This window comes from Pseudomonas sp. AC016, from assembly GCF_979253365.1.
This window is the reverse complement of sequence record NZ_CEEDCC010000001.1, coordinates 2,687,048-2,712,436: the sequence shown is the minus strand read 5'-3', so window position 1 is coordinate 2,712,436 and position 25,389 is coordinate 2,687,048. Positions and strand designations below refer to the sequence as shown.

General features: G+C 60.2%; 21 protein-coding genes and 1 pseudogene. 10 read left to right on the top strand and 12 right to left on the bottom strand.

What is annotated here, in order from left to right:
* Positions 1–6: 6 nt before the first annotated feature.
* The 10 genes from bioB to AC0IXS_RS12210 all read left to right on the top strand — a co-directional run bounded on the left by bioB (position 7) and on the right by AC0IXS_RS12210 (position 11,892).
* Positions 7–1,065, top strand: coding sequence for a biotin synthase BioB (bioB, locus tag AC0IXS_RS12255; protein ID WP_057409247.1), 1,059 nt, complete (start codon positions 7–9; stop codon positions 1,063–1,065).
* Between the two features lie 20 nt (positions 1,066–1,085).
* Positions 1,086–2,276, top strand: coding sequence for an 8-amino-7-oxononanoate synthase (gene bioF / locus AC0IXS_RS12250; RefSeq protein WP_471824724.1), 1,191 nt, complete (start codon positions 1,086–1,088; stop codon positions 2,274–2,276).
* The gene (locus tag AC0IXS_RS12245) at positions 2,269–3,012 is read left to right on the top strand and encodes an alpha/beta fold hydrolase (protein WP_057409249.1); all 744 of its coding nucleotides are present in this window, start codon (positions 2,269–2,271) and stop codon (positions 3,010–3,012) included. The genes bioF and AC0IXS_RS12245 overlap by 8 nt, the downstream gene beginning before the upstream one ends.
* Positions 3,005–3,814: a malonyl-ACP O-methyltransferase BioC gene (bioC, locus tag AC0IXS_RS12240; protein ID WP_122668095.1), complete on the top strand. Its 810-nt coding sequence runs from the start codon at positions 3,005–3,007 to the stop codon at positions 3,812–3,814. Before AC0IXS_RS12245 ends, bioC begins: the two co-directional genes overlap by 8 nt.
* Positions 3,815–3,847: 33 nt before the next feature.
* Positions 3,848–4,531, top strand: a complete 684-nt coding sequence (bioD, locus tag AC0IXS_RS12235; RefSeq protein ID WP_471824721.1) for a dethiobiotin synthase — start codon at positions 3,848–3,850, stop codon at positions 4,529–4,531.
* Positions 4,532–4,680: 149 nt separating this feature from the next.
* On the top strand, positions 4,681–4,977 hold the full coding sequence (locus AC0IXS_RS12230; RefSeq protein ID WP_004880111.1) for a hypothetical protein: 297 nt from the start codon (positions 4,681–4,683) through the stop codon (positions 4,975–4,977).
* Between the two features lie 333 nt (positions 4,978–5,310).
* Positions 5,311–7,116 carry a phenylacyl-CoA dehydrogenase gene (locus AC0IXS_RS12225; RefSeq protein ID WP_025994839.1) on the top strand — a complete coding sequence of 602 codons (1,806 nt, stop codon included), beginning with the start codon at positions 5,311–5,313 and terminating at the stop codon, positions 7,114–7,116.
* A 463-nt stretch (positions 7,117–7,579) separates the two neighbouring features.
* Positions 7,580–8,878, top strand: coding sequence for a GGDEF domain-containing protein (locus AC0IXS_RS12220; protein WP_025994840.1), 1,299 nt, complete (start codon positions 7,580–7,582; stop codon positions 8,876–8,878).
* Positions 8,879–9,046: 168 nt separating this feature from the next.
* Positions 9,047–10,825, top strand: a complete 1,779-nt coding sequence (locus AC0IXS_RS12215; RefSeq protein WP_057409252.1) for an acyl-CoA dehydrogenase C-terminal domain-containing protein — start codon at positions 9,047–9,049, stop codon at positions 10,823–10,825.
* Between the two features lie 905 nt (positions 10,826–11,730).
* Entirely contained in the window at positions 11,731–11,892 is a 162-nt protein-coding gene (locus tag AC0IXS_RS12210; RefSeq protein WP_004880105.1) for a YqaE/Pmp3 family membrane protein, read from the top strand.
* A 51-nt stretch (positions 11,893–11,943) separates the two neighbouring features.
* Here the strand turns inward: AC0IXS_RS12210 and AC0IXS_RS12205 are convergent, their stop codons facing one another.
* From AC0IXS_RS12205 to AC0IXS_RS12150, 12 genes and pseudogenes are all read right to left on the bottom strand, one after another.
* Complete coding sequence (locus tag AC0IXS_RS12205; RefSeq protein WP_122668093.1) at positions 11,944–13,776, bottom strand: S9 family peptidase; 1,833 nt, start codon at positions 13,774–13,776, stop codon at positions 11,944–11,946.
* Positions 13,739–14,899, bottom strand: coding sequence for a pyrroloquinoline quinone biosynthesis protein PqqE (gene pqqE, locus AC0IXS_RS12200; RefSeq protein ID WP_370454403.1), 1,161 nt, complete (start codon positions 14,897–14,899; stop codon positions 13,739–13,741). Before pqqE ends, AC0IXS_RS12205 begins: the two co-directional genes overlap by 38 nt.
* A gap of 1 nt (position 14,900) precedes the next feature.
* Positions 14,901–15,215: a pyrroloquinoline quinone biosynthesis peptide chaperone PqqD gene (gene pqqD / locus AC0IXS_RS12195; protein WP_471824717.1), complete on the bottom strand. Its 315-nt coding sequence runs from the start codon at positions 15,213–15,215 to the stop codon at positions 14,901–14,903.
* Entirely contained in the window at positions 15,212–15,967 is a 756-nt protein-coding gene (pqqC, locus tag AC0IXS_RS12190) for a pyrroloquinoline-quinone synthase PqqC (RefSeq protein ID WP_004880097.1), read from the bottom strand. The genes pqqD and pqqC overlap by 4 nt, the downstream gene beginning before the upstream one ends.
* Before the next feature lie 8 nt (positions 15,968–15,975).
* Positions 15,976–16,887: a pyrroloquinoline quinone biosynthesis protein PqqB gene (gene pqqB / locus AC0IXS_RS12185; protein ID WP_043305504.1), complete on the bottom strand. Its 912-nt coding sequence runs from the start codon at positions 16,885–16,887 to the stop codon at positions 15,976–15,978.
* A gap of 94 nt (positions 16,888–16,981) precedes the next feature.
* Positions 16,982–17,056 (bottom strand): pyrroloquinoline quinone precursor peptide PqqA, encoded by a 75-nt coding sequence (gene pqqA, locus AC0IXS_RS12180; RefSeq protein WP_003422658.1) that lies wholly within the window; start codon positions 17,054–17,056, stop codon positions 16,982–16,984.
* Between the two features lie 136 nt (positions 17,057–17,192).
* Positions 17,193–19,546: pseudogene (gene pqqF / locus AC0IXS_RS12175) on the bottom strand (pyrroloquinoline quinone biosynthesis protein PqqF).
* A 373-nt stretch (positions 19,547–19,919) separates the two neighbouring features.
* Positions 19,920–20,711: a carbon-nitrogen hydrolase family protein gene (locus AC0IXS_RS12170; RefSeq protein ID WP_471824714.1), complete on the bottom strand. Its 792-nt coding sequence runs from the start codon at positions 20,709–20,711 to the stop codon at positions 19,920–19,922.
* Positions 20,712–20,726: 15 nt separating this feature from the next.
* Positions 20,727–22,406 carry a flavin monoamine oxidase family protein gene (locus tag AC0IXS_RS12165; RefSeq protein ID WP_004880091.1) on the bottom strand — a complete coding sequence of 560 codons (1,680 nt, stop codon included), beginning with the start codon at positions 22,404–22,406 and terminating at the stop codon, positions 20,727–20,729.
* A gap of 152 nt (positions 22,407–22,558) precedes the next feature.
* Entirely contained in the window at positions 22,559–23,020 is a 462-nt protein-coding gene (locus AC0IXS_RS12160; protein ID WP_122572932.1) for an Lrp/AsnC family transcriptional regulator, read from the bottom strand.
* A 91-nt stretch (positions 23,021–23,111) separates the two neighbouring features.
* The gene (locus AC0IXS_RS12155; RefSeq protein WP_471824711.1) at positions 23,112–24,179 is read right to left on the bottom strand and encodes an FUSC family protein; all 1,068 of its coding nucleotides are present in this window, start codon (positions 24,177–24,179) and stop codon (positions 23,112–23,114) included.
* Positions 24,180–24,470: 291 nt separating this feature from the next.
* On the bottom strand, positions 24,471–25,373 hold the full coding sequence (locus AC0IXS_RS12150) for a hypothetical protein (RefSeq protein ID WP_057410602.1): 903 nt from the start codon (positions 25,371–25,373) through the stop codon (positions 24,471–24,473).
* Positions 25,374–25,389 lie beyond the last annotated feature (16 nt).

The following is a 25,389-nucleotide window of genomic DNA, read 5'->3' as shown; positions in this document are numbered from 1 at the left end:
CGCCCGATGAGCGCCAGCATCACCGCCACTCTGCGTCACGACTGGACTTTAGCCGAGGTCAAGGCGCTGTTCGTACAGCCATTCAATGACCTGCTGTTTCAGGCGCAGACCGTGCACCGCGCTCATTTCGACGCCAACCGCGTTCAGGTTTCGACCCTGCTGTCGATCAAGACCGGTGCCTGCCCCGAGGACTGCAAGTACTGCCCGCAGTCCGGTCACTACAACACCGGTCTTGAAAAGGAAAAGCTGCTCGAAGTCCAGAAAGTGCTGGAGGAAGCCGCTCGTGCCAAGGCCATCGGCTCGACCCGTTTCTGCATGGGCGCGGCGTGGAAGCATCCGTCGGCCAAGGACATGCCGTATGTGCTGGAGATGGTCAAAGGCGTCAAGGCCATGGGCCTGGAAACCTGCATGACCCTGGGTCGTCTGGATCAGGACCAGACCGCAGCGCTGGCGTCCGCCGGACTGGACTACTACAACCACAACCTGGACACCTCGCCCGAGTTCTACGGCAGCATCATCACCACCCGTACCTACGGCGAACGCCTGCAGACCCTGGCCTACGTACGCGATGCCGGAATGAAGATCTGCTCGGGTGGCATTCTGGGCATGGGCGAGTCGCTCGATGACCGCGCCGGTCTCCTGATCCAGTTGGCCAACCTGCCCGAGCACCCCGAGTCGGTGCCGATCAACATGCTGGTGAAAGTCGCCGGTACGCCGCTGGAAAATGCAGAAGACGTCGATCCGTTCGACTTCATCCGCATGCTGGCGGTGGCGCGGATTCTGATGCCCAAATCCCACGTGCGCCTGTCCGCTGGCCGCGAGGCGATGAACGAGCAGATGCAGGCGCTGGCGTTCCTTGCCGGTGCCAATTCGATTTTCTACGGCGACAAACTGCTGACCACCGCCAATCCGCAGGCCGACAAGGACATGCTGCTGTTCTCCCGTCTGGGCATCAAGCCGGAAGCGGGCGAAGAGCATCCTGACGAAGTGCATCAGGCCGCCATCGAGCAGGCACTGATCGAGCAGCAAAGCAGTGCGCTGTTCTACGACGCAGCGTCTGCCTGACCCTCTGGAGCGGAGCCTGCATGTCTTTCGATCTGCGTACCCGACTCGAGGCGCGCCGCAACGAACATCTCTATCGCCAGCGACCCCTGCTGCAGACCCCGCAAGGGCCGCAGGTGGTGGTCGATGGCAAGCCGCTGCTGGCCTTCTGCAACAATGACTATATGGGGCTGGCCAATCATCCCGAGGTGATCGCCGCGTGGCAGGCGGGCGCCGAGCGCTGGGGTGTCGGCGGCGGAGCCTCGCATCTGGTGATCGGCCACAGCACGCCGCACCATGCGCTGGAAGAAGCCTTGGCCGAACTGACCGGTCGGCCGCGCGCCTTGTTGTTCTCCAACGGCTACATGGCCAATCTCGGCACTGTCACAGCGTTGGTGGGGCAGGGCGATACCGTGCTGGAAGACCGTCTGAACCACGCCTCGCTGCTGGACGCCGGTCTGCTGAGCGGCGCGCGGTTTTCCCGTTATCTGCACAACGACGTGACAAGCCTCGAGTCCCGACTGGAAAAATCGGTGGGCGATACGCTGGTGGTGACCGACGGCGTGTTCAGTATGGATGGCGACGTGGCCGACCTGCCTGCGCTGGCGCGTGCCGCCAAGACCAAAGGCGCGTGGCTGATGGTTGATGATGCGCATGGCTTCGGTCCGCTGGGCGCCAACGGTGCCGGGCTTGTCGAGCATTTCGGCCTGAGCATGGAGGATGTGCCGGTGCTGATCGGTACGCTCGGCAAATCTTTCGGCACGTCCGGAGCTTTCGTGGCGGGCAGTGAAGAGCTGATCGAAACCCTCATCCAGTTCGCCCGGCCCTACATCTACACCACCAGCCAGCCGCCTGCGCTGGCCTGCGCGACGCTTAAAAGCCTGGAGCTGCTGCGCACCGAGCATTGGCGTCGCGAACATCTGACCAACCTGATCCGCCAATTCCGCCACGGCGCAGAGCAATTGGGCCTGCAACTGATGGACAGCTTCACACCCATCCAGCCGATTCTGATCGGCGACGCCGGACGTGCCTTGCGCCTGTCGCAACTGCTGCGCGAGCGCGGCGTGATGGTGACTGCCATTCGCCCGCCCACCGTGCCTGTCGGCAGAGCGCGTCTGCGAGTGACACTGTCGGCGGCGCACACCGAGGCGCAAGTGCAGCTATTGTTGAATGCACTGGAGCAGTGTTACCCGCTGCTGGACGTGGTTGAATCAATGGAGCCCGATCATGCGTGATCGTCTGATCCTGCTGCCGGGCTGGGGCTTGGGTGTTTCGCCACTTGAACCGCTGGCGGCTGCGTTGCGCGGGCTGGACGAACATTTGCGCGTCGAGGTCGAGCCGCTTCCGGACATCGACAGCTGTGAGCTGAACGACTGGCTCGATGAGCTGGACGCCAACCTTCCCGACGACGCCTGGCTGGGCGGCTGGTCGTTGGGCGGAATGCTCGCGGGAGAACTGGCGGCCCGGCGCGGCGAACGCTGTTGCGGCCTGTTAACGCTGGCCAGCAATGCCTGTTTCGTCACGCAGGGTGCCTGGCCGCATGCGATGCCTGCGCAGGATTTCGAGGCGTTTCTGGCAGGTTGCGCTGCCGATCCTGATGCAACCCTCAAACGTTTCAGCCTGTTGTGTACCCAAGGCGCGGAAGACCCGCGTGGACTCGCCCGACTGCTCAAGGCCGGCGCGCCGCATACCTCGCCCACTGCGCTGGTCGACGGGCTGAAGATCCTGCAGCAACTCGACACGCGCAGTGCGTTGCAGACCTATCGTGGACCCCAGTTACATCTGTTTGCCGGGCTTGATGCATTCGTGCCAGCCGAAGCTGCGGGTGATCTGCTGGACCTTTTGCCGGACGTTGAAGTCGGCGTGATCGAACAGGCCAGCCATGCCTTCCTTCTGGAAAACCCTCACGGCGTGGCGGCTGCGATCCAGGCTTTTCTACATGAATCGGAACACGAGTCGGACCATGACTGACCTTTCACATGCCGTGCTGTCGGCAGGTCTGCCTGACAAGCGTCAGGTCGCGGCCTCATTTTCCCGCGCAGCGAGCAGTTACGACAGCGTCGCTGAATTGCAACGCGCCGTCGGGCACGAGCTGATGTCCCGCTTGCCAACCGAATGCGCTCCCTCACGCTGGCTGGATCTGGGCAGTGGAACGGGCTATTTCAGCCGCGTACTGGCGCAGAGATTCGACACCAGCGAAGGTGTCGCGCTGGACATCGCCGAAGGCATGCTGCGTCATGCTCAACCTTTGGGCGGCGCCCGGCATTTCGTGGCAGGCGATGCCGAGCGCATGCCATTGGCCGATGAGTCCTGCGAGCTGATCTTTTCCAGCCTAGCCGTGCAGTGGTGCGCAGACTTCAGGGCTGTGCTGGGCGAAGCGTTTCGGGTGCTGAAGCCGGGCGGGGTGTTTGCCTTCGCCAGCCTGTGCACGGGGACATTGTATGAACTGCGCGAAAGCTGGCAGGCGGTCGATGGTCGGGTGCATGTGAACCGCTTTCGGCGTGAGGACGACTACCGTCAGTTGTGCGCAGCCAGCGGTTTGAGCGTCAGCAGCCTTGAAGTGCGTCCGCATGTGCTGCATTACCCGGACGTGCGCAGCCTGACCCATGAACTGAAAGCGCTGGGCGCCCACAACCTCAACCCCGGGCGGCCCAGCGGCTTGACGGGACGCGAACGGATTCTAGGCTTGGTGCGGGCGTACGAGCGCTTTCGCCAGAGCGCAGGGCTGCCCGCCACCTACCAGGTGGTCTATGCGGTACTTGAAAAACCCTGACCGGGTTCACTTCATAAAGGGAAGAGCGCCGAGATGAGCGTTGCGTATTTCATCACCGGAACTGACACGGATGCCGGCAAGACCACGGTCGCAGCCGGCCTGCTGCATGCGGCACGACTGAGCGGCCTGAGCACGGCGGCGGGCAAGCCGGTTGCATCAGGCTGTGTTGTCACCCCCCAGGGGCTGCGCAACTCCGACGCGCTGGCGTTGCAGGCCGAGTGCTCCATCACGTTGAGCTATGACGAAGTCAATCCGGTCGCTTTTGAGCCCGCGATCGCACCTCATCTGGCTGCGCGTGAGGCAGGTGTGGCACTGACCGTTCGTTCCCTGTTGCAACCGATGCAGCACATCCTGAACAAACAGGCGGACTTCACCCTGATCGAAGGTGCGGGAGGCTGGCGCGTGCCGCTGGCCGATCAGAGCAATCTGTCCGACCTGGCCATTGCCTTGGGGCTGCCGGTGATTCTGGTGGTTGGCGTGCGCCTCGGCTGCATCAACCATGCGCTGCTGTCGGCGGAGGCGATTGCCAGAGACGGGCTGCACCTTGCGGGCTGGGTCGCCAACATCATCGACGGCAAGACGTCGCGGCTGGAAGAAAACCTCGCCACGCTGGCCGAGCGTCTTCCGGCGCCGTGCCTTGGGCGTGTGCCACGGCTTAAGAATCCCGACGCCGAAAACGTGGCGCATTGTCTGCATCTGGAGCTTCTCGATGCATAGCGCGTCTATCTTATTGACCGGCATGAATGTTTTGATTTCTCAAGACTCAAGCTATTAAAAGGCCTAGTGCCATTAGTCTATTTGTCGAGCATTTCCCCGCCGTTACTGGTTCAATGGCTTTGTTCGCTATTTGAACCGAGGATCGGCTTATGCAAATCACCATGAATAACACTCTTTACCCAGGTCTGAGCGCCATGCAGGTCGGGCAAAGCCGTGTCGATCAGGCAGCCACGCAGATCGCCAGCAGTAATATCGAAGTGTCGGGCCGAAGCCAGTCTTCGGACTTCCAGCTCGAGAACCTGCGTTCGGTCGATCGAAGCCAGCGTTCCGACCTGCCTGCCAACATCGTCGAACTGGCGGCTGGCAAATCGCAGATCGAAGCTGGACTTGCTGCGCAGAGAGCCAGTAATGAAGCCTTGGGCACGCTGATCGATACCTACGCCTGATCACTGTCTGTAACCTTCGCGCCGTGCCTTCCGTGCACGGCGTCATGCGCTGAATCTCCCCGTATCACCATCCTGTATCGCCGCTGCAACCCCTTGCTGCTCAACTAGACTCCACACAATCGTTTACATAACGCCGCTTCCCTTTGCCTGCGTGGTCTGCAGCGCATTGTGGACGAATGGTGCGTGCGCCGCTATTGACAAGGTTTAGGCGTAAACGTATGTTTCAAACACCTGTTTGACCGTAAGGCATACGAGATTGTCTGGTTCTGGAAGCATGCTTCCAGTCACCGCCCGGTCATTCGTTCCAGGATTCATCAGCAGAGGTTAATCGCTATGCCTGATTACAAGGCCCCCTTGCGTGATATTCGTTTCGTTCGTGACGAACTGCTCGGCTACGAAGCGCACTATCAGAGTCTGCCAGCCTGCCAGGACGCTACCCCGGACATGGTTGACGCCATTCTCGAGGAGGGCGCCAAGTTCTGTGAGCAGGTGCTGGCTCCGCTGAATCGGGTAGGCGATATCGAAGGCTGTACCTGGAGCGAAACCGGCGTGAAGACGCCGACCGGTTTCAAGGAAGCGTACAAACAGTTCGTCGAAGGCGGCTGGCCGAGCCTGGCGCATGACGTCGAGCACGGCGGTCAGGGCCTGCCTGAATCGCTGGGTCTGGCAGTCAGCGAGATGGTCGGTGAAGCGAACTGGTCGTGGGGCATGTACCCAGGCCTGTCGCATGGTGCGATGAACACCATTTCCGAACACGGTACGCCCGAGCAGCAAGAGGCGTATCTGACCAAACTGGTGTCTGGCGAATGGACCGGCACCATGTGCCTGACCGAGCCTCACTGCGGCACCGACCTTGGCATGCTGCGCACCAAGGCCGAGCCTCAGGCTGACGGTACCTACAAGGTCTCCGGCACCAAGATCTTCATTTCCGCTGGCGAGCACGACATGGCCGATAACATCGTCCACATCGTGCTGGCCCGCCTGCCGGATGCTCCGGCTGGTACCAAAGGCATCTCGCTGTTCATCGTGCCCAAGTTCCTGTCGTCTGCCGATGGCGGCGTTGGTGAGCGCAATGCAGTGAACTGCGGTTCCATCGAACACAAGATGGGCATTCACGGCAACGCCACCTGCGTAATGAACTTCGACGGTGCGACCGGTTACCTAATCGGCCCGGCGAACAAAGGCCTGAACTGCATGTTCACCTTCATGAACACGGCACGTCTGGGCACTGCATTGCAGGGTCTGGCTCACGCGGAGCTGGCGTTCCAGGGCGGTCTGAAATACGCCCGTGAGCGTCTGCAGATGCGTTCTCTGACCGGCCCCAAGGCACCTGAAAAGGCGGCTGACCCGATCATCGTTCACCCGGACGTGCGTCGCATGCTGCTGACCATGAAGGCGTTCGCCGAAGGCACACGCGCCATGGTGTACTTCACAGCCAAGCAGGTCGACATCGTCAAGTACAGCGAAGATGCCGATCAGAAGAAAGCAGCCGATGCGCTGCTGGCCTTCATGACCCCGATCGCCAAGGCGTTCATGACTGAAGTGGGCTTCGAAGCCGCCAACCACGGCGTGCAGATCTACGGCGGTCACGGCTTTATCGCCGAGTGGGGCATGGAGCAGAACGTTCGCGACAGCCGCATCTCGATGCTGTACGAAGGCACCACCGGCATCCAGGCACTCGACCTGCTGGGCCGCAAGGTGCTGATGACTCAGGGCGAAGCGCTCAAGGGCTTTACCAAAATCGTGCACAAGTTCTGCCAGGCCAACGAAGGCAACGAGTCCGTTCAGGAATTCGTGGCTCCGCTGGCAGCGCTGAACAAGGAGTGGGGCGAACTGACCATGAAAGTGGGCATGGCCGCCATGAAGGACCGTGAAGAAGTCGGCGCTGCTTCGGTCGATTACGTGATGTATTCGGGCTACGCCTGCCTCGCCTACTTCTGGGCAGACATGGCGCGTCTGGCGGCCGAGAAGCTGGCAGCCGGTACGTCGGACGAGGCGTTCTACCGCGCCAAGATTCAGACCGCGCGGTTCTACTTCCAGCGCATCCTGCCGCGCACCCGCACTCACGTCGCCACCATGCTGTCCGGTGCTGGCAACCTGATGGAAATGAAAGAGGAAGATTTCGGCCTGGCTTACTGAGTCCGGTCCGAATCACCCGAGCCGCCTGATCACTGATCAGGCGGCTTTTTTGGGTCCCGGATTTGATCGTGCCCATGACACTCTGCGTCACATGGAGAGCGGACGCGGAGCGTCCTAGGCGGCGTTACCACGCAGAGCGTGGGAGCGATCAGCGGTCTCAAGCACACTGATCGTGCCCATCGCGTGGGCATGCATCCCATGACGCTCCGCGTCCCAAATGGTCGGGTCACAGGGATTTCAGTGTGTATACCGGGACACGGAGCGTGACGAACGATCAGACGCCGCCTGTCTGCGATCACTCAGCGTTGTATGGCTATTTACCATCAATCGATAAACCTTTTCCGTCTCCTGCCGTTACAGAATCAGTCACTGTTCAATCCTGCTGAATGCATTGTTTTCAGGATGAAGGCACAATGCTATTGATTCGGGTGTTGCCCGGGTTCAGGCGAGGAGACAGCCTCTTTTGTTACGTCCATCTGCTGCGCGACTGAGTCATTTTCTGCCGTCACTGGCATTGTTGGTGGCGGGGCTGGCGGCTGCGTATGTCAAAGACCTGAACGTGTTCTTCACCTCGCTGTTCAACGTGCTGCCGACTCTCGTGCTGCTGTTGGGCGGCGCCTACTGTGGTGTCTACCGGCGTCAGCGCGAGCTGTTTCTGATGATCACCGTGTACATCGCCTATTACCTGCTGGACACCCAGACCGACTATTACCGCGACTTCGGCAAGGTACGCGAAGACGCTGCGGTGATCTTTCATCTGGTGTGTCTGCTGCTGCCTGTGCTCTTCGGACTTTACGCTGCGTGGGAAGAGCGCACGCATCTGTTCCAGGATCTGGTTGCACGGCTTGCGGTGCTGCTGGCCGTGGGGAGTGTCGCGTTGGGGCTTGAGCAGAGTTACCCGATGGCGTTGCAGACCTGGCTTGCCGACATTCGCTGGCCAGCGCTGCATGGCGCGTGGATGAGCCTGATCCAGTTGTCGTACGCGATGTTCCTGATCTCGTTCGCCGTATTGCTCTGGCAGTACCTGGAAAAACCCAGGCCGTTGCACGCGGCGCAACTTGTCGGTCTGCTGGGTCTGTTCTGGGCGTTGCCCAAGACCTTCATTCTGCCGTTCACGCTGAATATCCTGTGCAGCCAGGTGATGCTGATGATCGCCGCCGCCGTTGCTCATGAGGCCTATCAAATGGCCTTCCGCGACGAGCTGACCGGCTTGCCCGGACGTCGTGCGCTGAACGAACGCATGCAGCGCCTGGGGCGCAATTACGTACTGGCGATGAGTGATGTCGACCACTTCAAGAAATTCAACGACACCCACGGCCACGACGTAGGTGACCAAGTGCTGCGTCTGGTGGCGAGTAAGCTGTCGAAAATCACCAATGGCGGTGGCAAGGCGTATCGCTACGGCGGTGAAGAGTTTGCCATCGTGTTCGCGGCCAAGACCATTGACGAATGCCTGCCGCATCTGGAGGCGATTCGTGAATCCATTGCCAGCTACGAAATCCAGCTGCGCAACAAGGACAGTCGGCCACAGGACGACCAGCAAGGTCGTCAACGCCGAGGTGGCGCGCACACCGGCACCGTGTCGGTCACTGTCAGCATCGGTGTGGCCGAGCGTCAGCCGGAACATCGCACGCCTGAAGAAGTGCTCAAGGCTGCCGACCAGGCGCTCTACGCCGCGAAGGGCGCGGGGCGCAATTGTGTGATTTCCCACCAGCAGCAGAGCCGGCGCGGAGCCGTGCGAACCACCGAAGCGGCGACCTGATAAAACGTTTCTGACCAGTGACCTGTTATGACTTGATAGTCACGACACGACCCTATGTGTCTGAAATGTTGTTCGGGTAGACTCGTGTCTATCGACGGCTGATCCGTATTTCCGACCGGAACGAATCAGCATTTACAGGTCTCTCGCTCCGTTTTCACGAGGTTTGCCATGGCTGATTACAAAGCGCCGCTGCGCGATATGCGCTTCGTCCTCAATGAAGTGTTCGAGGTTTCCAAACTCTGGGCTCAACTGCCGGCGCTGGCTGAAACGGTCGATGCCGAGACAGTCGATGCCATTCTTGAAGAAGCAGGCAAGGTCACCAGCAAGACCATCGCGCCACTGAGCCGCAATGGTGACGAGGAAGGCTGTCACTGGAAGGACACCGTCGTGACCACGCCAGCGGGTTTCCCTGAAGCTTATCGCACCTACGCCGAAGGCGGCTGGGTCGGCGTTGGTGGCAATCCTGATTTCGGTGGCATGGGCATGCCCAAGGTGGTCTCGGCTCAGGTCGAGGAAATGCTCAACTCCGCCAGTCTGGCATTCGGTCTGTACCCGATGCTGACGTCCGGCGCCTGTGTGTCGATCAACACCCACGCCACCGAAGCGCTGAAAGCCAAGTACCTGCCGAACATGTATTCGGGCGTCTGGTGCGGTTCGATGTGCCTGACCGAAGCCCACGCCGGTACCGACCTGGGCATCATCCGTACCAGGGCCGAGCCGCAGACTGACGGTTCCTACAAGATCACCGGCAGCAAGATTTTCATCACCGGCGGTGAGCACGACCTGACCGAGAACATCATTCATCTCGTTCTCGCCAAGCTGCCGGACGCGCCAGCAGGCCCGAAAGGCATTTCGTTGTTTCTGGTGCCCAAGTTCATGGTCGGCGACGACGGCAGCATCGGTGAGCGCAATACCGTGAGCTGTGGCTCCATCGAGCACAAGATGGGTATTCAGGCTTCGGCCACGTGCGTGATGAACTTCGATGACGCGGTCGGCTACCTGATCGGCGAGCCCAACAAGGGGCTGGCGGCGATGTTCACCATGATGAACTACGAGCGTCTGGGTGTCGGCATTCAGGGGCTGGCGTCGGGCGTGCGCTCGTACCAGAACGCGGTTGAATACGCCCTCGACCGCCTGCAAAGCCGTGCGCCGACCGGTGCGCAGAACAAGGAAAAGGCCGCTGATCCGATCATCGTCCATCCTGACGTGCGGCGCATGCTGCTGACCATGAAGGCATTCAACGAGGGTGGCCGTGCGTTTTCCAGCTACGTCGCCCTGCAACTGGATATCGCCAAATTCAGCGAGAACGACACGGATCGCAAGCGCGCCGATGACCTGGTTGCCCTGTTGACCCCGGTCGCCAAGGCATTTCTCAGCGATGTCGGTCTGGAGACCACCGTGCATGGCCAGCAGATATTCGGCGGTCATGGCTACATTCGCGAGTGGGGCCAGGAACAATTGGTTCGTGACGTGCGCATTACCCAGATTTACGAAGGCACCAACGGTATTCAGGCGCTGGACCTGGTCGGCCGCAAGATCGTCGGTTCCGGTGGCGCGTTCTACCAGTTGTTTTCGGATGAGGTGCGCGAGTTCATCGCCGCTTCGGACAGTTCGCTTGGCGAGTTCACCCGTCCGCTGGCGTCAGCTCTGGACATGCTGGACGAGCTGACCAACTGGGTGCTGGACCGTTCGCGCAGCAACCCAAATGAGATCGGTGCGGCTTCTGTGGAGTATCTGCATCTGTTCGGTTACACGGCGTATGCCTACATGTGGGCGATGATGGCCAAGGCCGCCGTGGGCAAGGAAGCGCAGGAAGACTTCTATGCCAGCAAGCTGGGTACGGCGCGTTTCTACTTCGCCCGTCTGCTGCCGCGTATTCATTCGTTGAACGCATCGGTGCGTGCTGGCAGTGAGTCGTTGTTCCTGCTGGATGCCGAACAGTTTTAAAACAGTAGCAGCGTGTAAGCATTTGCTTACACGCCGTGCTGCCATTTGGCCTCTTCCTTTAATTCGGATCCAAAGTTACTCTAAATCCATGGACGTAGCGCAGGATGCGCAATCAAACATAACAGGGACACGTAAGGAAGCCTGCCAGGATGGTGGGACGAAAGGGATGTCAGGGAAACAGTCTGGAAAACCTCGCTTCGGCGGGGTTTTCTTTGTGCGCGTGTTTTATATCCCCCGCCCAGCGCCAGTGTTGATCGTTACCACTCTCTTCGCTCATCGTTATACACAAGTCCGCAAGACATGCAAAACAGGGGCCAAAACGAAAGTAACTGACTGAATGCATACCTCGTGGGAGGCGGTTTGCCGGCGATGGCGTCAGTTCAGTACTGATAGGTCGCTTCAGAAAAAGCATCGCCGGCAAGCCGCCTCCCACAGTCCGTGGTCGCAGCAAGACTCGGGTATAACGCTGAGTACAAGCATGGGCATGGGCATGGGCATGATCGGCGTGCTTGAGATTACGCTGATCGTTCCTACGCTCCGCGTGGGAATGCCGCTCAGGACGCTCCGCGTCCGCTCTCGAATGTGGCGCAGATGCGTGGACAAGCTCCAGCATTATCCACGTCATGCGCTCGGCTCAATGAATCCGCAATCTGTGCCATTTGTGACGCGGAGCCTCACGGGATGCATGCCCACGCGGAGTGAAGGCACGATCAGTGTTGAGGCGGATTTGTGTATAACGATGAGCGCGGAGCGATGGACACGATCGGTGTCAGGTTCTCGCGCAATTCACCCAACGATTTACCCCCAACAATACTGGCGCCGTGCCAGAGCGGGTTGAACCCTCATGGATGCCCAAGGTCGATTAGCTGTATGGCCAATCAGAGCCAATCACTCAGGAGCTTTCCATGGACATCATTCGTATCATCTTCGCCATTCTGCTGCCTCCGGTGGGCGTGTTCATGCAAGTGGGTCTGGGCGGCGCTTTCTGGCTCAATATCCTGCTGACCCTGTTCGGCTACATCCCGGGCATCATCCACGCGATCTACATCATCGTTTCGCGTAAGTAAGCAGTCAGCGCTTCAAGGTGCTGCGGTTGATCGTTCCCGGCGCGGGAACGATCATACGGCGCCGTCCAGAACATCCCGGTAAAAACGCCATTCCTTTTCCAGTGCATCTGCCAGGTTCGCCGCCTTGCGGAAGCCATGGTATTCGTCCGGGTAAAAGTGTCCTTCGGCCTTGATGCCCTTGTCCTGCAGAGCCTTGAGCATGTCGCGGGTCTGCGCCGGAACCACCACCGCGTCCAGTTCTCCTTGGAAAAAGATCACCGGTACGCTGATGCGGTCAGCGTGCAACAGCGGTGTTCTCGCCTCGTAGCGCTCAAGGTCTTTAACCGGGTCGCCGATGAGCCAATCCAGGTAATCCCCCTCGAACTTGTGGGTTGCCCTTGCCAGAGCAACCGGATCGCTGACGCCATACAGACTTGCGCCCGCACGAAAGACATCCTGAAACGCCAGTGCGCACAGCGTAGTGTAGCCACCGGCACTGCCGCCACGGATGAACGCCTGATTCGCGTCGATCAAGCCTCTGTCGGCCAGATGGGCAACGACTGCGCAGGCGTCCTCGACATCCGCCACGCCCCAGGTCAGGTGCAGGGCCTGGCGGTACTCACGACCATAGCTCGTGCTGCCACGGTAATTGAGGTCGGCGACGGCGAAGCCCCTGTGGGTCCAGTACTGGATACGTGGGTCGAGCACCGGATAGCACGCCGAGGTCGGGCCGCCGTGAATGAACACTACCAGCGGCGGCTTTTCTGCATCGGTCATGGCTGGGTAGAAGTATCCGTAAGCCTCGGCATCACCGCTCGGGTAGCACAAGGACTCTGGACGACTGATCTGCTCGGGCGGCAGCGGCGACGTCCCGCCGGCCACAACCTGCACGCTTTTGTCGGCACGTGATATCGCCAGTACCGCCGCTGTGCTGACGGCCGACGCGGCGATGCAATAAATATATTCCTCATCCAGTGCCAGGCTGCGAAAGCGGCTGTAACCGGCGCTGAAGTCAGTCACCGAACCCTCGGTGTCGCTCAAGCCCAGAATGCCCGAGCCTTCCTGCGACCAGCAGGCGAGAAAACCATCGCTGAGCGGCAGCCACGTGCAACCGCCCAACTGCCAGGGTGCTGGCGAATGGTCCGCTGCCGCCGCTTTCAAGGGAACGAAGCCAGACGCGGACTCAGTCCACGGCTGCCAAAACGCGGCCCGGTCAGTCAGGCAGTACAAACGGCCCTGCGCATCGAAGCGTGGCTGCTGCAAGGATTCTTCTGCGTCATCGCCCGCGATGCACAGCGCATTACCCCAACTGCCGTCATCCTGCCTGGCTGCGCACATGAGGCGCGTGACGGTCCATGGCTGGTGTGGGCGCTGCCACTCAACCCAGGCCAATCGCCTGCCATCGGCGCTGACGACTGGCGAGGCGTAGAAGTCCGCGCCTTCCGCCAGCAATCGACGTTGCCCGTCAGCCAGATCGATGCTCACCAGCCGGTGGGTTTTATGGTCTTCTTCAACGGCAAGGATCTGGCCATTGGTATGGAATACACCGCCGTAGCGTTTATCGCCCTGGGTCAAGGACTCCGGCGTACTGCCGTCCAGTGGCTGGCGATAGAGCTGCTGATCGCGCTCGTTGACGAACACCACCGCGTCATCGGCCAGACAGAACGATCCTCCGCCGTACTCATATACCCGGCTGCGCACGCTGAAGCCGTCGGGCGTCAGGCAGCGGCTATCGCCCGCGTACCATTGCCAGATGCGGCAGGCGCCGTCTTCAGGGCGGAATTCATTCCAGAACAGGCCCGCCGAACTGACATCCAGTTCGGCGAAGTCCACGCCTGCAGCGACGGCCTGGGCTGCGGAAAGCGGCTCAGGACGATTTGGCGATGAGTCGTGAGTTTCGTTCATTGCGGAAGGCCAGCTCTTCAATGGTTTGGGTGGCAGTCTCGGATTCGTCGCGAGCCTGCGTGATCATTCCGTGGTGCTGGGACTTGCTGCACACCGGATCCGCATTGGCAGCGTCGCCGGTCAGCATGAAAGCCTGGCAGCGGCAGCCGCCGAAGTCCTTTTCCTTTTCGTCGCAGGACCGGCAGGGCTCTGGCATCCAGTCATAACCGCGAAAGCGGTTGAAGCCGAACGAGTCATACCAGATGTGCTGCATGCTGTGCTCGCGCACGTTGGGAAACTGGATAGGCATCTGACGCGCGCCGTGGCACGGCAGGGCGGTGCCGTCGGGCGTCACGGTCAGGAAGATACTGCCCCAGCCGTTCATGCAGGCCTTGGGGCGTTCTTCGTAATAATCGGGGGTGACGAAGATCAGCTTGCACGGATGATTTTCCGCTTCCAGCTGTTCACGGTATTGATTGGTGACAGCTTCGGCGCGCACCAGTTGATCCTTGGTCGGCAGCAGGCCGATGCGGTTCAGGTGCGCCCAGCCGTAGAATTGACAGGTCGCCAGCTCGACAAAATCCGCCTCAAGGGCCAGACAGAGTTCGATGATCTTGTCGATTTTGTCGATGTTATGCCGATGGGTCACGAAGTTCAGCACCATCGGGTAGCCGTGCTTCTTCACGGCACGGGCCATTTCCAGCTTCTGCGCGAAAGCTTTTTTCGAGCCGGCGAGCATGTTGTTCACTTGCTCGTCGCTGGCCTGAAAGCTGATCTGGATATGGTCCAGACCGGCTTCCTTGAACGCGATGATTTTCTCTTCGGTCAGGCCGATTCCAGAGGTGATCAGGTTGGTGTAGTAACCCAGACGTCGCGCTTCGGCGATCAGTTCGGCCAGGTCCTGACGCACCAGCGGTTCTCCGCCGGAAAAGCCGATTTGTGCCGCACCCATCTGCCGGGCTTCCTGCATCACTTTGAACCACTGCTCGGTGGTCAGCTCCTGACCCTGTTTTGCGAAGTCGAGCGGGTTCGAGCAATACGGGCATTGCAGCGGGCAGCGGTAGGTCAGTTCGGCCAGCAACCACAGCGGCAGGCCGGTTTCCGGCCTGGGCGGTATCAGTGGGCTGGAGGTTGCGAGTGTCATGTCAGTCAAGAGTGATCCAGTGTTTTTCCTGGGCGACCTTCATGAAGTCATCGACGTCCATGCCCAGCTCGGGAACGTTGGGGAATTTGTGTTCCAGTTCTTGAATGATGGCAGCGACCGTTCGCTGTCCATCGATCAGCCCGCCAATCCAGCCGGCACTTTCATTGAGCTTGATCATGCCTTCGGGGTACAGCAGCACATTGCCGTTCTGGGCAGGCTCGAACTGGAAGCGGTAGCCTTGACGCCACTTGGGGACCTTGTTGCGAAATGCCAGGCGTTCCGGGTTCGAATTGTCTTTGTGAGTATGAACGTTCATAGCGCGATTCCCTTATGCCAGACCCTCTGGTCTGTGACGCTGTGGTAGGGCGGGCGGTTCAATTCATACGCCATGGACATCGCATCAAGCATGCTCCACAGAATATCGAGCTTGAACTGCAGGATCTCCAGCATGCGCTGCTGGCCTTCATACGTAGTGTAGTGCTGCAGCGTGATCGCGAGACCGTGTTCCACATCGCGACGTGCCTGGCCCAGGCGGGTGCGGAAATACTCGTAGCCGGCCGGGTCGATCCACGGGTAATGCTGAGGCCAGCTGTCCAGGCGCGACTGATGTATCTGGGGCGCGAACAGCTCGGTCAGCGAGCTGCTGGCCGCTTCCTGCCAGTTGGCGCGGCGGGCGAAGTTCACGTAGGCATCGACGGCAAAACGCACGCCCGGCAGCACGAGCTCTTGCGAGCGCAGCTGATCCGGGTCCAGACCCACTGCCTGACCGAGTCGCAGCCAGGCTTCGATGCCGCCGTCTTCGCCGGGGGCGCCGTCATGGTCGAGCAGACGTTGAATCCACTCGCGACGAATCTCGCGGTCCGGGCAGTTGGCCAGAATCGCGGCGTCCTTGAGCGGAATGTTCACCTGATAGTAGAAACGGTTGGCGACCCAGCCCTGAATCTGCTCGCGAGTCGCGCGGCCTTCGTACATCGCCACATGATAGGGATGGTAGATGTGGTAGTACGCGCCCTTGGCCCGCAGGGCCTGCTCGAATTCGGCGGGGGACAGCGCAGTGGCTTCGCTCATGTCGGCTCCTAAAGCTCGATACTCATGCCATCGAAGGCAACTTCGACGTTGCGGCGGACCAACTCGGCGCGCTCGGGAGAGTCTTCGTCGAGGATCGGGTTGGTGTTGTTGATGTGGATAAGCACCTTACGCTGGGTCGGGAAACCTTCCAGCACTTCAAGCATGCCGCCGGGACCGTTCTGGGCCAGATGGCCCATTTCCCGGCCGGTGCGAGTGCCCACGCCACGGCGCTGCATCTCGTCGTCGTCCCACATCGTGCCGTCGACCAGCAGGCAGTCGGCGTCGCGCATCTTCTCGGCCAGTGCTTCATCGACCTTGCCCAGGCCCGGTGCATAGAACAGCTTGCCGCCGGTGCGGGTGTCTTCCACCAGCAAACCGATGTTGTCGCCCGGGTGCGGGTCGAAACGGTGCGGCGAGTAGGGCGGAGCGGCGCTGCGCAGCGGGAATGGCGTGAAGCGCAGGTTCGGACAGGCCGGGATCACGAAGCTGCCCTGCAGCTCGATGCGGTTCCAGTCCAAACCACCGTTCCAGTGCTTGAGCATTTCAAACAGTGGAAAGCCGGTGCTGAGGTCTTCGTGAACCATGTCGGTACACCACACCTGATGCGGGCAGCCTTCGCGCAGGCTCAACAGGCCCGTGGTATGGTCGATCTGGCTGTCCATCAACACGATGGCGCTGATCCCGGTGTCACGCAGCGCGCGGCCCGGTTGCATCGGTGCGAAGCTTTGCAGTTGAGCGCGAATATCCGGCGAAGCGTTGCACAGCACCCAGTTCACGCCATCGTCGGACAGCGCGATGGACGACTGAGTACGCGCCTGCGCCCGCAGGCTGCCGTCGCGAAACCCTGCGCAGTTGACGCAGTTGCAATTCCACTGGGGAAAACCACCACCGGCAGCGGAACCTAGAATCTGGATGTACATGTCAGCTCCCTACCACATGACCCGAAACAAAAAACAAAAGCAGCCCGACAATAAAAAAAGCCCCGGCGAACCGAGGCTTTACAGCGCACTGGAATCAGCGGCTTGCGAAGTACATGGTGACTTCGAAACCGATGCGCAAATCAGTGTAAGCAGGTTTAGTCCACGACATGGGAAAGCTCCTTCAGATAATGCTACGGTTGGTGACTACATCTTAGTGCACGGGTAACGCCATACGTTCAGATGCTTAGGGAGCTATCTTACTCAATTTAACAATCCCGGAGGGGCCAAATCTCTACGAAAGACCGTTACCGTTCAGGTAAAGATCCTTGCAGGCTGGGGCTGGCAGGCGATTGGCGAGGATGAGCCAGCCTGCGCTGGCGTTGCTCAACTGACGCGCGGCCGCGTTTAACGAGTGTGTATCCAGATTTGACAGAGCGACACGTACGCAATCCGTATGACTTTCGGCGTGCCCGGCGAGGTGTGCCTGCCAGCGCGCTTCGGCGGCCTGCTCGTGGGGCAGCGTCGACGGGTCCAGCTGCGCGCCCAACGCCTGACGTTGTTCAGGCAGATCGGTGTTGGCTATCAGTTCAGGCAGGGCATTCAAAAAGTCCTCGATATGCGCGACCAGCAGATCGACATCGCATACCGGTGACTGGACACCCAACAGCAGTCCGGTTGTTCCGTCGATCTGCCGGATGCCGCTGAAAACCGCGTAGCCCAGCTGCAACTCGACCCGCAGCCTTTGGTAGAAGGGCGCTTGAAGGAGGTGAGCAAGCATGCGCCACGCAGCCTCATCCTCAGCCGATGCGCTGGGTGCCGGGCAGAACAGCACGACTGCGCTTTCCGAAGACGGCGACGCTTGCGTTTGCCAGCGCTTGCCTGGCTGATTCGCCCTGGACGTTGGCAACTGTGCTTGCGGACTGCCTGGTGCGCTGGCCAGCGCTGCATTCACGCGAGTTTTGCAGCTGCCTGGCAGCTTTATGGCAAGGCTCCTCCAGCTTGACGCGGCCCAGACACCCTGCAGATCGCCGGTCTCTGGTCCTGCCGGTGTGTGTAAAAAGTGATCAGGCAGTTTTTTGAGCAACTGGCGAATCGGGATCAGCGTCGGTTCACTTGCCGCTTGTCCGTAGCGGGCCAGCGTTTCAGGGGCTGGATGCGTCAATCGATGCAAACAGTGTTCGATAACTGCAGCAAACGGCTCAGGAAGTCCGACCAGTCCAAGTTGCCAGTACGTGCCGTAAGCACTGAACGCCAGGGTCACGCCGGCCTGTCGGGCGTCTTCAATCAGGTCTTTCAGGCTGTCATTTAGCAGTTGCCAGAGCGCGGGCTGCGGGTGCTGCAATGTCCAGCGCAAGTATACGGCCGCTTCGATTGCGACAGGCTGGGCGTCTGGAACCGGCAGTAAAAACGGATTGGGTGCAGGCAGGTCCCAGACAATGTGTTCAGGCGTCGAGTTATCCACAGTCGGAAGATTGATCAGCGCCTCGGGGCCAAGCTGATCCAGCAACCTGCGCAACGCTTTGGCGCCTTGCTCGCTCAGCTCTGCCGGAAGATCGCGGCAATAGTGATGGGCCAGCGCCAAGGCGCCACAGGATTGCAGCTGACGTTGCTGAATACGCCGATATTCTTCTGTGAGCGAGGGCCAGTTCTGCTGGAAAAACGAAAGCCAATCGAGCAAAAGACACGCCGCCTCCGAAGGTGTGAGTGTGCTTGAGGCGCTTTTCTCGAATGTCACATCCAGCAGCAACTGCCCACCGAACTGATAGAGCGGCGCGGTTTTCAGCGAATCGATCAGACCGCGCCCGATCAACGTCGCCACCAGTCCGCCCGGCTTCGCAGCGTTCATCCAATGGCACAGGAATGCGGCGGCCTCATTAGCCTTTTCCGGCAAACCTTCGCAGGCGAATAACAGGTGCAGATGTCGGGACTCGGTATCCGGCGCATGTGCAGCGTTTTGAGCCAATGGCGGCGGAGCGTGCTGCTCAATGCGCTGGCCGCTGGCGAACAATGCTCCGTAGCGCGTTGCCAACCTTTCGAGTTCGGCCAGCGACTGCGGCCCGCTCAGGCACAGCGTCATCTGCCCGGCCTGATAAAAGCGCTGGTAGAAGTCATTCAGCGCCTGTTGAAAGGCGGGATTGGGCACCGACAGGCTGTAGCGGTTGCCTGCATGAAAACCGCGCAATGGATGCTGCGGGTTCACTGATGCCAGCAGATGGTTCTGCTGGCGTGACTTTGCATCACCCCGCCAGGCAATGAACTCGGCGTGCAGCACTTCGCGTTCACGCAATTGGTCCGAAACAGCCATGCGCGGATGAGCGAGCATGTCGCACAGCCGCTCCAGCCCGTCGGCAAAAACAGCGGGCGGCAGTTCGAAGAAGAAGTCGGTGGTGCGTTCGCGGGTGCTGGCGTTGATCTGACCGCCGTGACGTTGCACGAAGGTCATCAGGTTCTGTTCCTTGGCGAAACGCTCGGTGCCCAGAAAGAACAGGTGTTCCAGAAAATGCGCCAGCCCCGGCCACGCCTGCGGCACATCATGACTGCCCGCCGCGATCCGCAACGAAGCGGCGCAGCGCTTGAGCCGTGGCGCATGGCACAGCACCACGCTCAGGCCGTTGGTCAGGATGATGCGTTCGACGGCAGACGTGTGCGGGGAGGGCATGGCGGGTCGCAAGGGCTGGGGAAACAGAGCGTCATGCTAGCGGATAATCAGGCCGCTTCGCGAGGTACTGAGTGTCATGCACAGATCCGAACCCGATCGTGCCCATGCTCCGCGCTCATCGTTATACATAAGTCTGCTTCGACACTAATCGTACCCATCGCTCCGCGTGGGCATGCCTCCCGTGACGCTCCGCGTCACAAATGGCACAGCTTGCGGATTCAGTGAGCCGACGCATTACCTTTGTAACGACGAGCGCTGGAGCCTGGACGTGCAACCCACGACGCTCTGCGTCACATTCAAGAACGGACGCGGAGCGTCCTGAGAGGCGTTCCCACGCTGGAGCGTAGGAACGATCATCATGATCGAGGGTGCCTTACCGTGCCGAGTACAAATCCGGCCTGCGATCCTTGAAGTAGTCATTTACCACTCTGGCCTGCGTCAACTGCGCCCGGTCCAGCTCGGCGATCAGCAACGCCTCATCCTGCCCTGCCAACGCAGGCCGGCTGCCGTCCGGTGCGCAGACGCTGCTCAGGCCGCAATAGCGAATCTTGCTCTCACTGCCGCAGTAATTGGCGTACGCCACGTAACAATGATTTTCGAACGCTCGCGCCCGCACAGTCACGTCGCAGACGAAATCGAAGGGGGCCATGTTGGCGGTTGGCACCAGAATCAACTCGGCACCGGCAAGCGCCAGGCGACGGGTGTTTTCGGGAAACTCCACGTCGTAGCAGATCAGCATCCCGAGTCGCCAGCCATTCAGCTCGACCACCGGGCAAAGATCCTCGCCTGCGCTGAACATCAACTTGTCGAGATCGCTGAACAGGTGCGTCTTGCGGTAGTTGTCCACTCGGTCGCCCTGACTGTCGATCAACTGCACGGCGTTGTAGATACGCTGTTCGGCGCTGCGCTCCGGATAGCCGTACAGAATCGCAATCCCGTACTGCCGGGCAAACTCTGCAATACGCGTCGCGGCAGCTCCGTCCTGCGCTTGCGCCAGCTCGGCGCAGGCCTTTGCGCCGATGTTGTAGCCGGTCAGAAACATCTCCGGGCAGACCAGCACCTGCGCACCTTGCGCGGCGGCCGCTCGTGCCTGGTGTTCCAGTCGAGTCAGGTTGCCGCTGACGTCCAGCGGCAAGGGCTCGCATTGATACAACGCGACACGCATGAGGGTTTCCTTCTGTCAGTCGGCGAGCGCAATCGGGCCGATGTCATTGAACACATCGCCGGGTCCGGGGTTTTCGGCGTGAGTCTTGCCGCCAAAGTGATTCATGATGCCCCACACCGCATTCAGCGAAGTCTGCACCGCGCCTTCAACCCAGGCGGGCGTCCACGACACGTCATCACCGGCGATGAACATGCCGCGCTGTTCGGCGGGCATGTCCTGCTGCATGAAGTGCGCGTACATGCGCTGGTTATAGCGGTAATGGCCGGGCAGCGCACCCTTGAACGCGCCGAGGAAGTGCGGGTCGGCTTCCCACGAAACGGTGATCGGGTCGCCGATGATGCGCGCCGCGATGTCGACTTTCGGATAGATCTTCTTCAGGGCATCCAGTGCCAGCTTCACGCGTTTGTCGATGGGCTGCGGAAGCATTTTCAGCGCGTCGCTCATCCACGAATACGACAGGCAGATCACGCCGGGCTTGTCGTCGCCGTTGTCGAACAGGTAAGTGCCACGGGTCAGGCGATCCGTGAGGGTCATGCTCATCAGGTCGCGGCCGGTTTCCGGGTCCTTGTCTTTCCAGAACGGGCGGTCGACCATGACGAAAGTTTTCGACGACTGCATGTAGCGCGTGCGGTCCAGCGCCATCCACATCTTTTGCGAGAACAGCGTTTCCTCGCATTCGATCTGGGTGGTCAGCAACCAGCTTTGGCACGTGGTCAGCACGGCAGCGTACTGGCGGGTATCGCCCCAGTTGTCGGTAACGGTCAGGTTGCCGTCTTCGCTGCGGGCGATGCGCTTCACGCCGGGACGGGGTGCGCCACGATGCAGGGACGACAGGCTGGTGCCTTTGGGCCAGTGCTCGCAATGGTCGGGCACATGGCTCCACAGGCCGACCGGCACCTGCTGCACGCCGCCGACGATCAGATGCTGGTGTTCATCGCAGTTGGTCATGACCACGCGAAAGATTTCCAGCATCGAGTTGGGGAAGTCCGAGTCCCAGCCGCCGGTGCCGAAACCGACCTGGCCGAACACTTCGCGGTGGTAGAACGACAGTTTGGCGAACGCTTTGGACGTCGCGACGAAGTCATAGAACGTGCGGTCGTCCCACAGCGGGACGAGCTTGTTCCACAGCTCCTTGAGGCGCGGCACATCGCGGTCACGAATCGCCTGCTGAATGTCGGCAAACTGCGAGCCGCTTTCCAGCGCGTCGGCCCAGGCGTCGGCGACTTCCTGAAACAGCGCAGGCAAGTCCGACAGCATCTGTGCGTAATAGGTGGTGCCTTCCAGATCGATGACCGTACTGCCCGAGGCCGCCGTCAGCGGATTGGGGAAGGGTCTGGACTCAAGGCCCAGCTTGTCGACGTAATGAAAGAAGGCTGTCGATGACACCGGAAAGCGCATGCCACCCAGCTCGGCGACGATGCCCTTGGCACCTTCGAATTCCTGCGAGCGCAGCCGTCCGCCCATCTTGGACGCTTCGTAGACCACCGGTTTCAGGCCCATCTTCATCAGCTCGTAAGCCGCTACCAGCCCGGCGATACCGGCACCGATGATCGCCACTTCCGCGCCATGCTGTTCCTTGGGGATGCTGCCCAGACCTTTCGGGTGCTCGATCCACTCATCGAAGGCAAACGGAAAATCGGGACCAAACATAGTGATCGGCTTCTTGCCGTTGGCGGGGTGACGATTGTTTTTCATGACTGACCTTGGTGGGCAACGGCGAAAAACAACAGTCTAGATAAGCTCGCGCACGTTAATAAGACGCAAAGTGTCGTCGATATGATGTTTGTTTGTGCAAAGTGACGAAGCTGGACGTTGTTTTGAGTGGGCTTGTGTCATTTTGATCAGTATCAGACCGGTTGGCCCCGGTCGATCTTGCTGCTGAGGATGATCGAGGTGGTGGTCTTTTCCACGCCATCTACGCTGCCGATCAGGTCCAGCAGTTCGTCCAGCTGCTCGGGTGAGTCGGTGCGCAGCCAGGCCACGTAATCGAACTCGCCGCTGACCGCGCACAGCTGTTGCACCTGCGCCAGCGCACTCAGCCGACGCAGCACTTCCTTGCCCGAACGCGGTTGCACAGTGATGCCGACATACGCCTGCAAACCGCCATCGACCACCCGCTGGCCGAGACGCACGCCGTAGCCGGTGATCACTTTGGTACTCTCCAGCCGGGCCAGACGCGACGTGACCGTGGTCCGCGCAATGCCGAGCTGGCGGGCCAGCGTCGCGACACTTTCGCGGGCATTGATCTGCAGGGCTGCAATCAGCTTCCGGTCGATTTCGTCCAGTACTGGCGGGTTGGAAGTGGACACGGGACTCTCCATCAAAAACATAGGCTACTGACTAAACACTTTTTGCGGGAGGCCTCCCACAGCCGTAAGTTTGCAGTAAGTCAGCGCTGCATCAGAACTTCCAACGTCTGGCTGTCTTGGCCAGACGCGCCTGCAGACCGTCCAGGTTGTGCGCCAGTTGCTGAGTCATCAGTTGATAGCCCACCAACTCAGCGGGAACTTCGGGTTTCGCAGGATTCGCTTCCGAAGAGCGCGCCAGCCGGTCGGTCGCGCCGGTCTGTAGCGCTCGGGCCATGCCGATCAACTGACGACGGACCTGCCGGTACTCGGTATCCAGCGATGCCTTCAACGATTCTCCCGCTATCTGGTCCAGATTGGCCGGGCGAATGTTGGCGAGGATTTCCAGCGTGCTCAGGCACATGCGGAAGTGTCCCTGAATGGCGTCCAGCTCGACCATGGACATCTTCACTTCCTTGGACACCGACGGCAGCAGCGAGCGCAGTTGCAGCATCGTGACATTGAGCTTGGCGGTGAGCTTCAAATGCTCATCGGCCGTCACCGGCTGGCCCTGCACGATCCGTCCGTAAACCTTGGCGCAATCACGCAGACCGCTGGCCAGGTTGTAACGCCACGAAAACACAGCATACAGCGGCAAGGCAAAGGAGAACGCCAGCGCCAATGCGATACCGATCAGAATATCCACGGTGCGCCACAGCCCGTCGCTGATCGGGTTGTAGCCATGGCCCGCGACGATGAACAGCGTGATGGCCGACAACAGCGCGGTATAACCGCCCTTGCCGATAGCGTGATAGGCAAAGAAACCGCACAGCACCGACATGATCGCGTAAGTCAGCAGCGGTATTTCCAGATAACCCTGCTGCACCACAACCATCAGGCCCAGCCCCGCACCGATCAGCGTCCCGTAGGCGCGCTCGACCGATTTCTTGCCGATGTTGCCGTGGTGCTGCAGACCGCCAATCACGATCAGCATCGTTACCGACGCCCACTCGCCATGGGGCAGATTGAGCCCGGTGGTCAGCAGAATGGTCACCAGCAAACCCACCGAAATCCGCGCCGCGTGGATCAGTCGCGCATTTCGATAACGGCGGTACGGATCCAGCAAAGGACGCAGAACAGGGCGAAGCCAGGAAGGTATATAAGCAGAGCGCGAATTCGTCATGCGTTAAAAGACCGCGAGGGTAGGGAAGAAGTCCCTGATTGGATGGCGATGATTGCCAGTAAGCCACATTTAGCGCCAGACGGGGCTGGTTTGTTGAGGTCAGGCTGTTCCAGAAATATTATTCGCGCCGTTTGAGGTTCCGCATGTGCTTGCGATGAGTCGCAACGGACGCAGTGCGCAATCCGTTATCGCGATGACCCTTTGATCTGATAGTGCGTGCTGCGACCGCCGCCGGGCAGGCGGACGCTGTAGTCCTTCGCCAGCACCCGCTCGATACGCACCAGCGCACGCTCAACTCACTGTTTCGCTGGCAACCGCAAGCATGTTGCGCTGGGCCCTATCGACCAGATCATCGACCCACCGAGCGTCTTCCTGACTCACCAGGCCGTAGCGCTGCGGGTAGAAAAATTGCCAGTGATGGGCGATGTCGCTCAGATGGAGGGCTTCGTGCTGGCTCAGCCATAAACCGGACTGCACGACAGGCAGAGCAGTGCCCGAAAAGCGCTTGTTCAGACACAGATTGGTCTGGGGTGCGAAGGTCAATACGAGGTCTTGAGTGGGCTGTAGCTGAAGGTTTACAGCCGGTATGTCGGGCTTTTTCAAAAGATGCATGGTGCCCTGGATGGCATGCCGTACTACCAGCCATTGACCTGTGGTGTTTTTTGCCAAAAGCCACTGCGATATGCCGCTGTCGGGCACTGACTTGAGTTCGCCGTCGATCCAGCGGTGCATCGTGCTGGCGTCAGGGTCGTAACAGCTCGACCACAGGTTGATCGCCCAGGTCAGCGTATGCGTCTCAGTGTCCACCAGCCCCTCATCGGGCATGGTTTTCCAGTAACGCTCGGTCACGTCATGCCTGGCACGCAACGTGTTGTAGAGCGCCCAGCCGCCCATGAACAGCGGTGTGGCGGCGAGTGCCCACACGATGTAATCGTCGATGGCCTGATCAATATCAACGTGCGACGCAAACAGGCTTGCGTAAACCATCAGGCTCAACAGAAACAAGAGGCACGGCAGCACGCTGCCAAATATGACGGGCACGAGCAGGATCTGCAGCCAGCTGGAAAGGCGTGAACCCGCATGGAGGCGCGCCTCTGCCAGTTCCTGATCACTCATTGCCGACTGCTTGCGCTGCTTGAGTCTGGGGTCGGGCGTGTGAAAGCGTTTATTGAGCGTGTAACTGTCTTCTGCCATGCCGACTGAAGCTCCT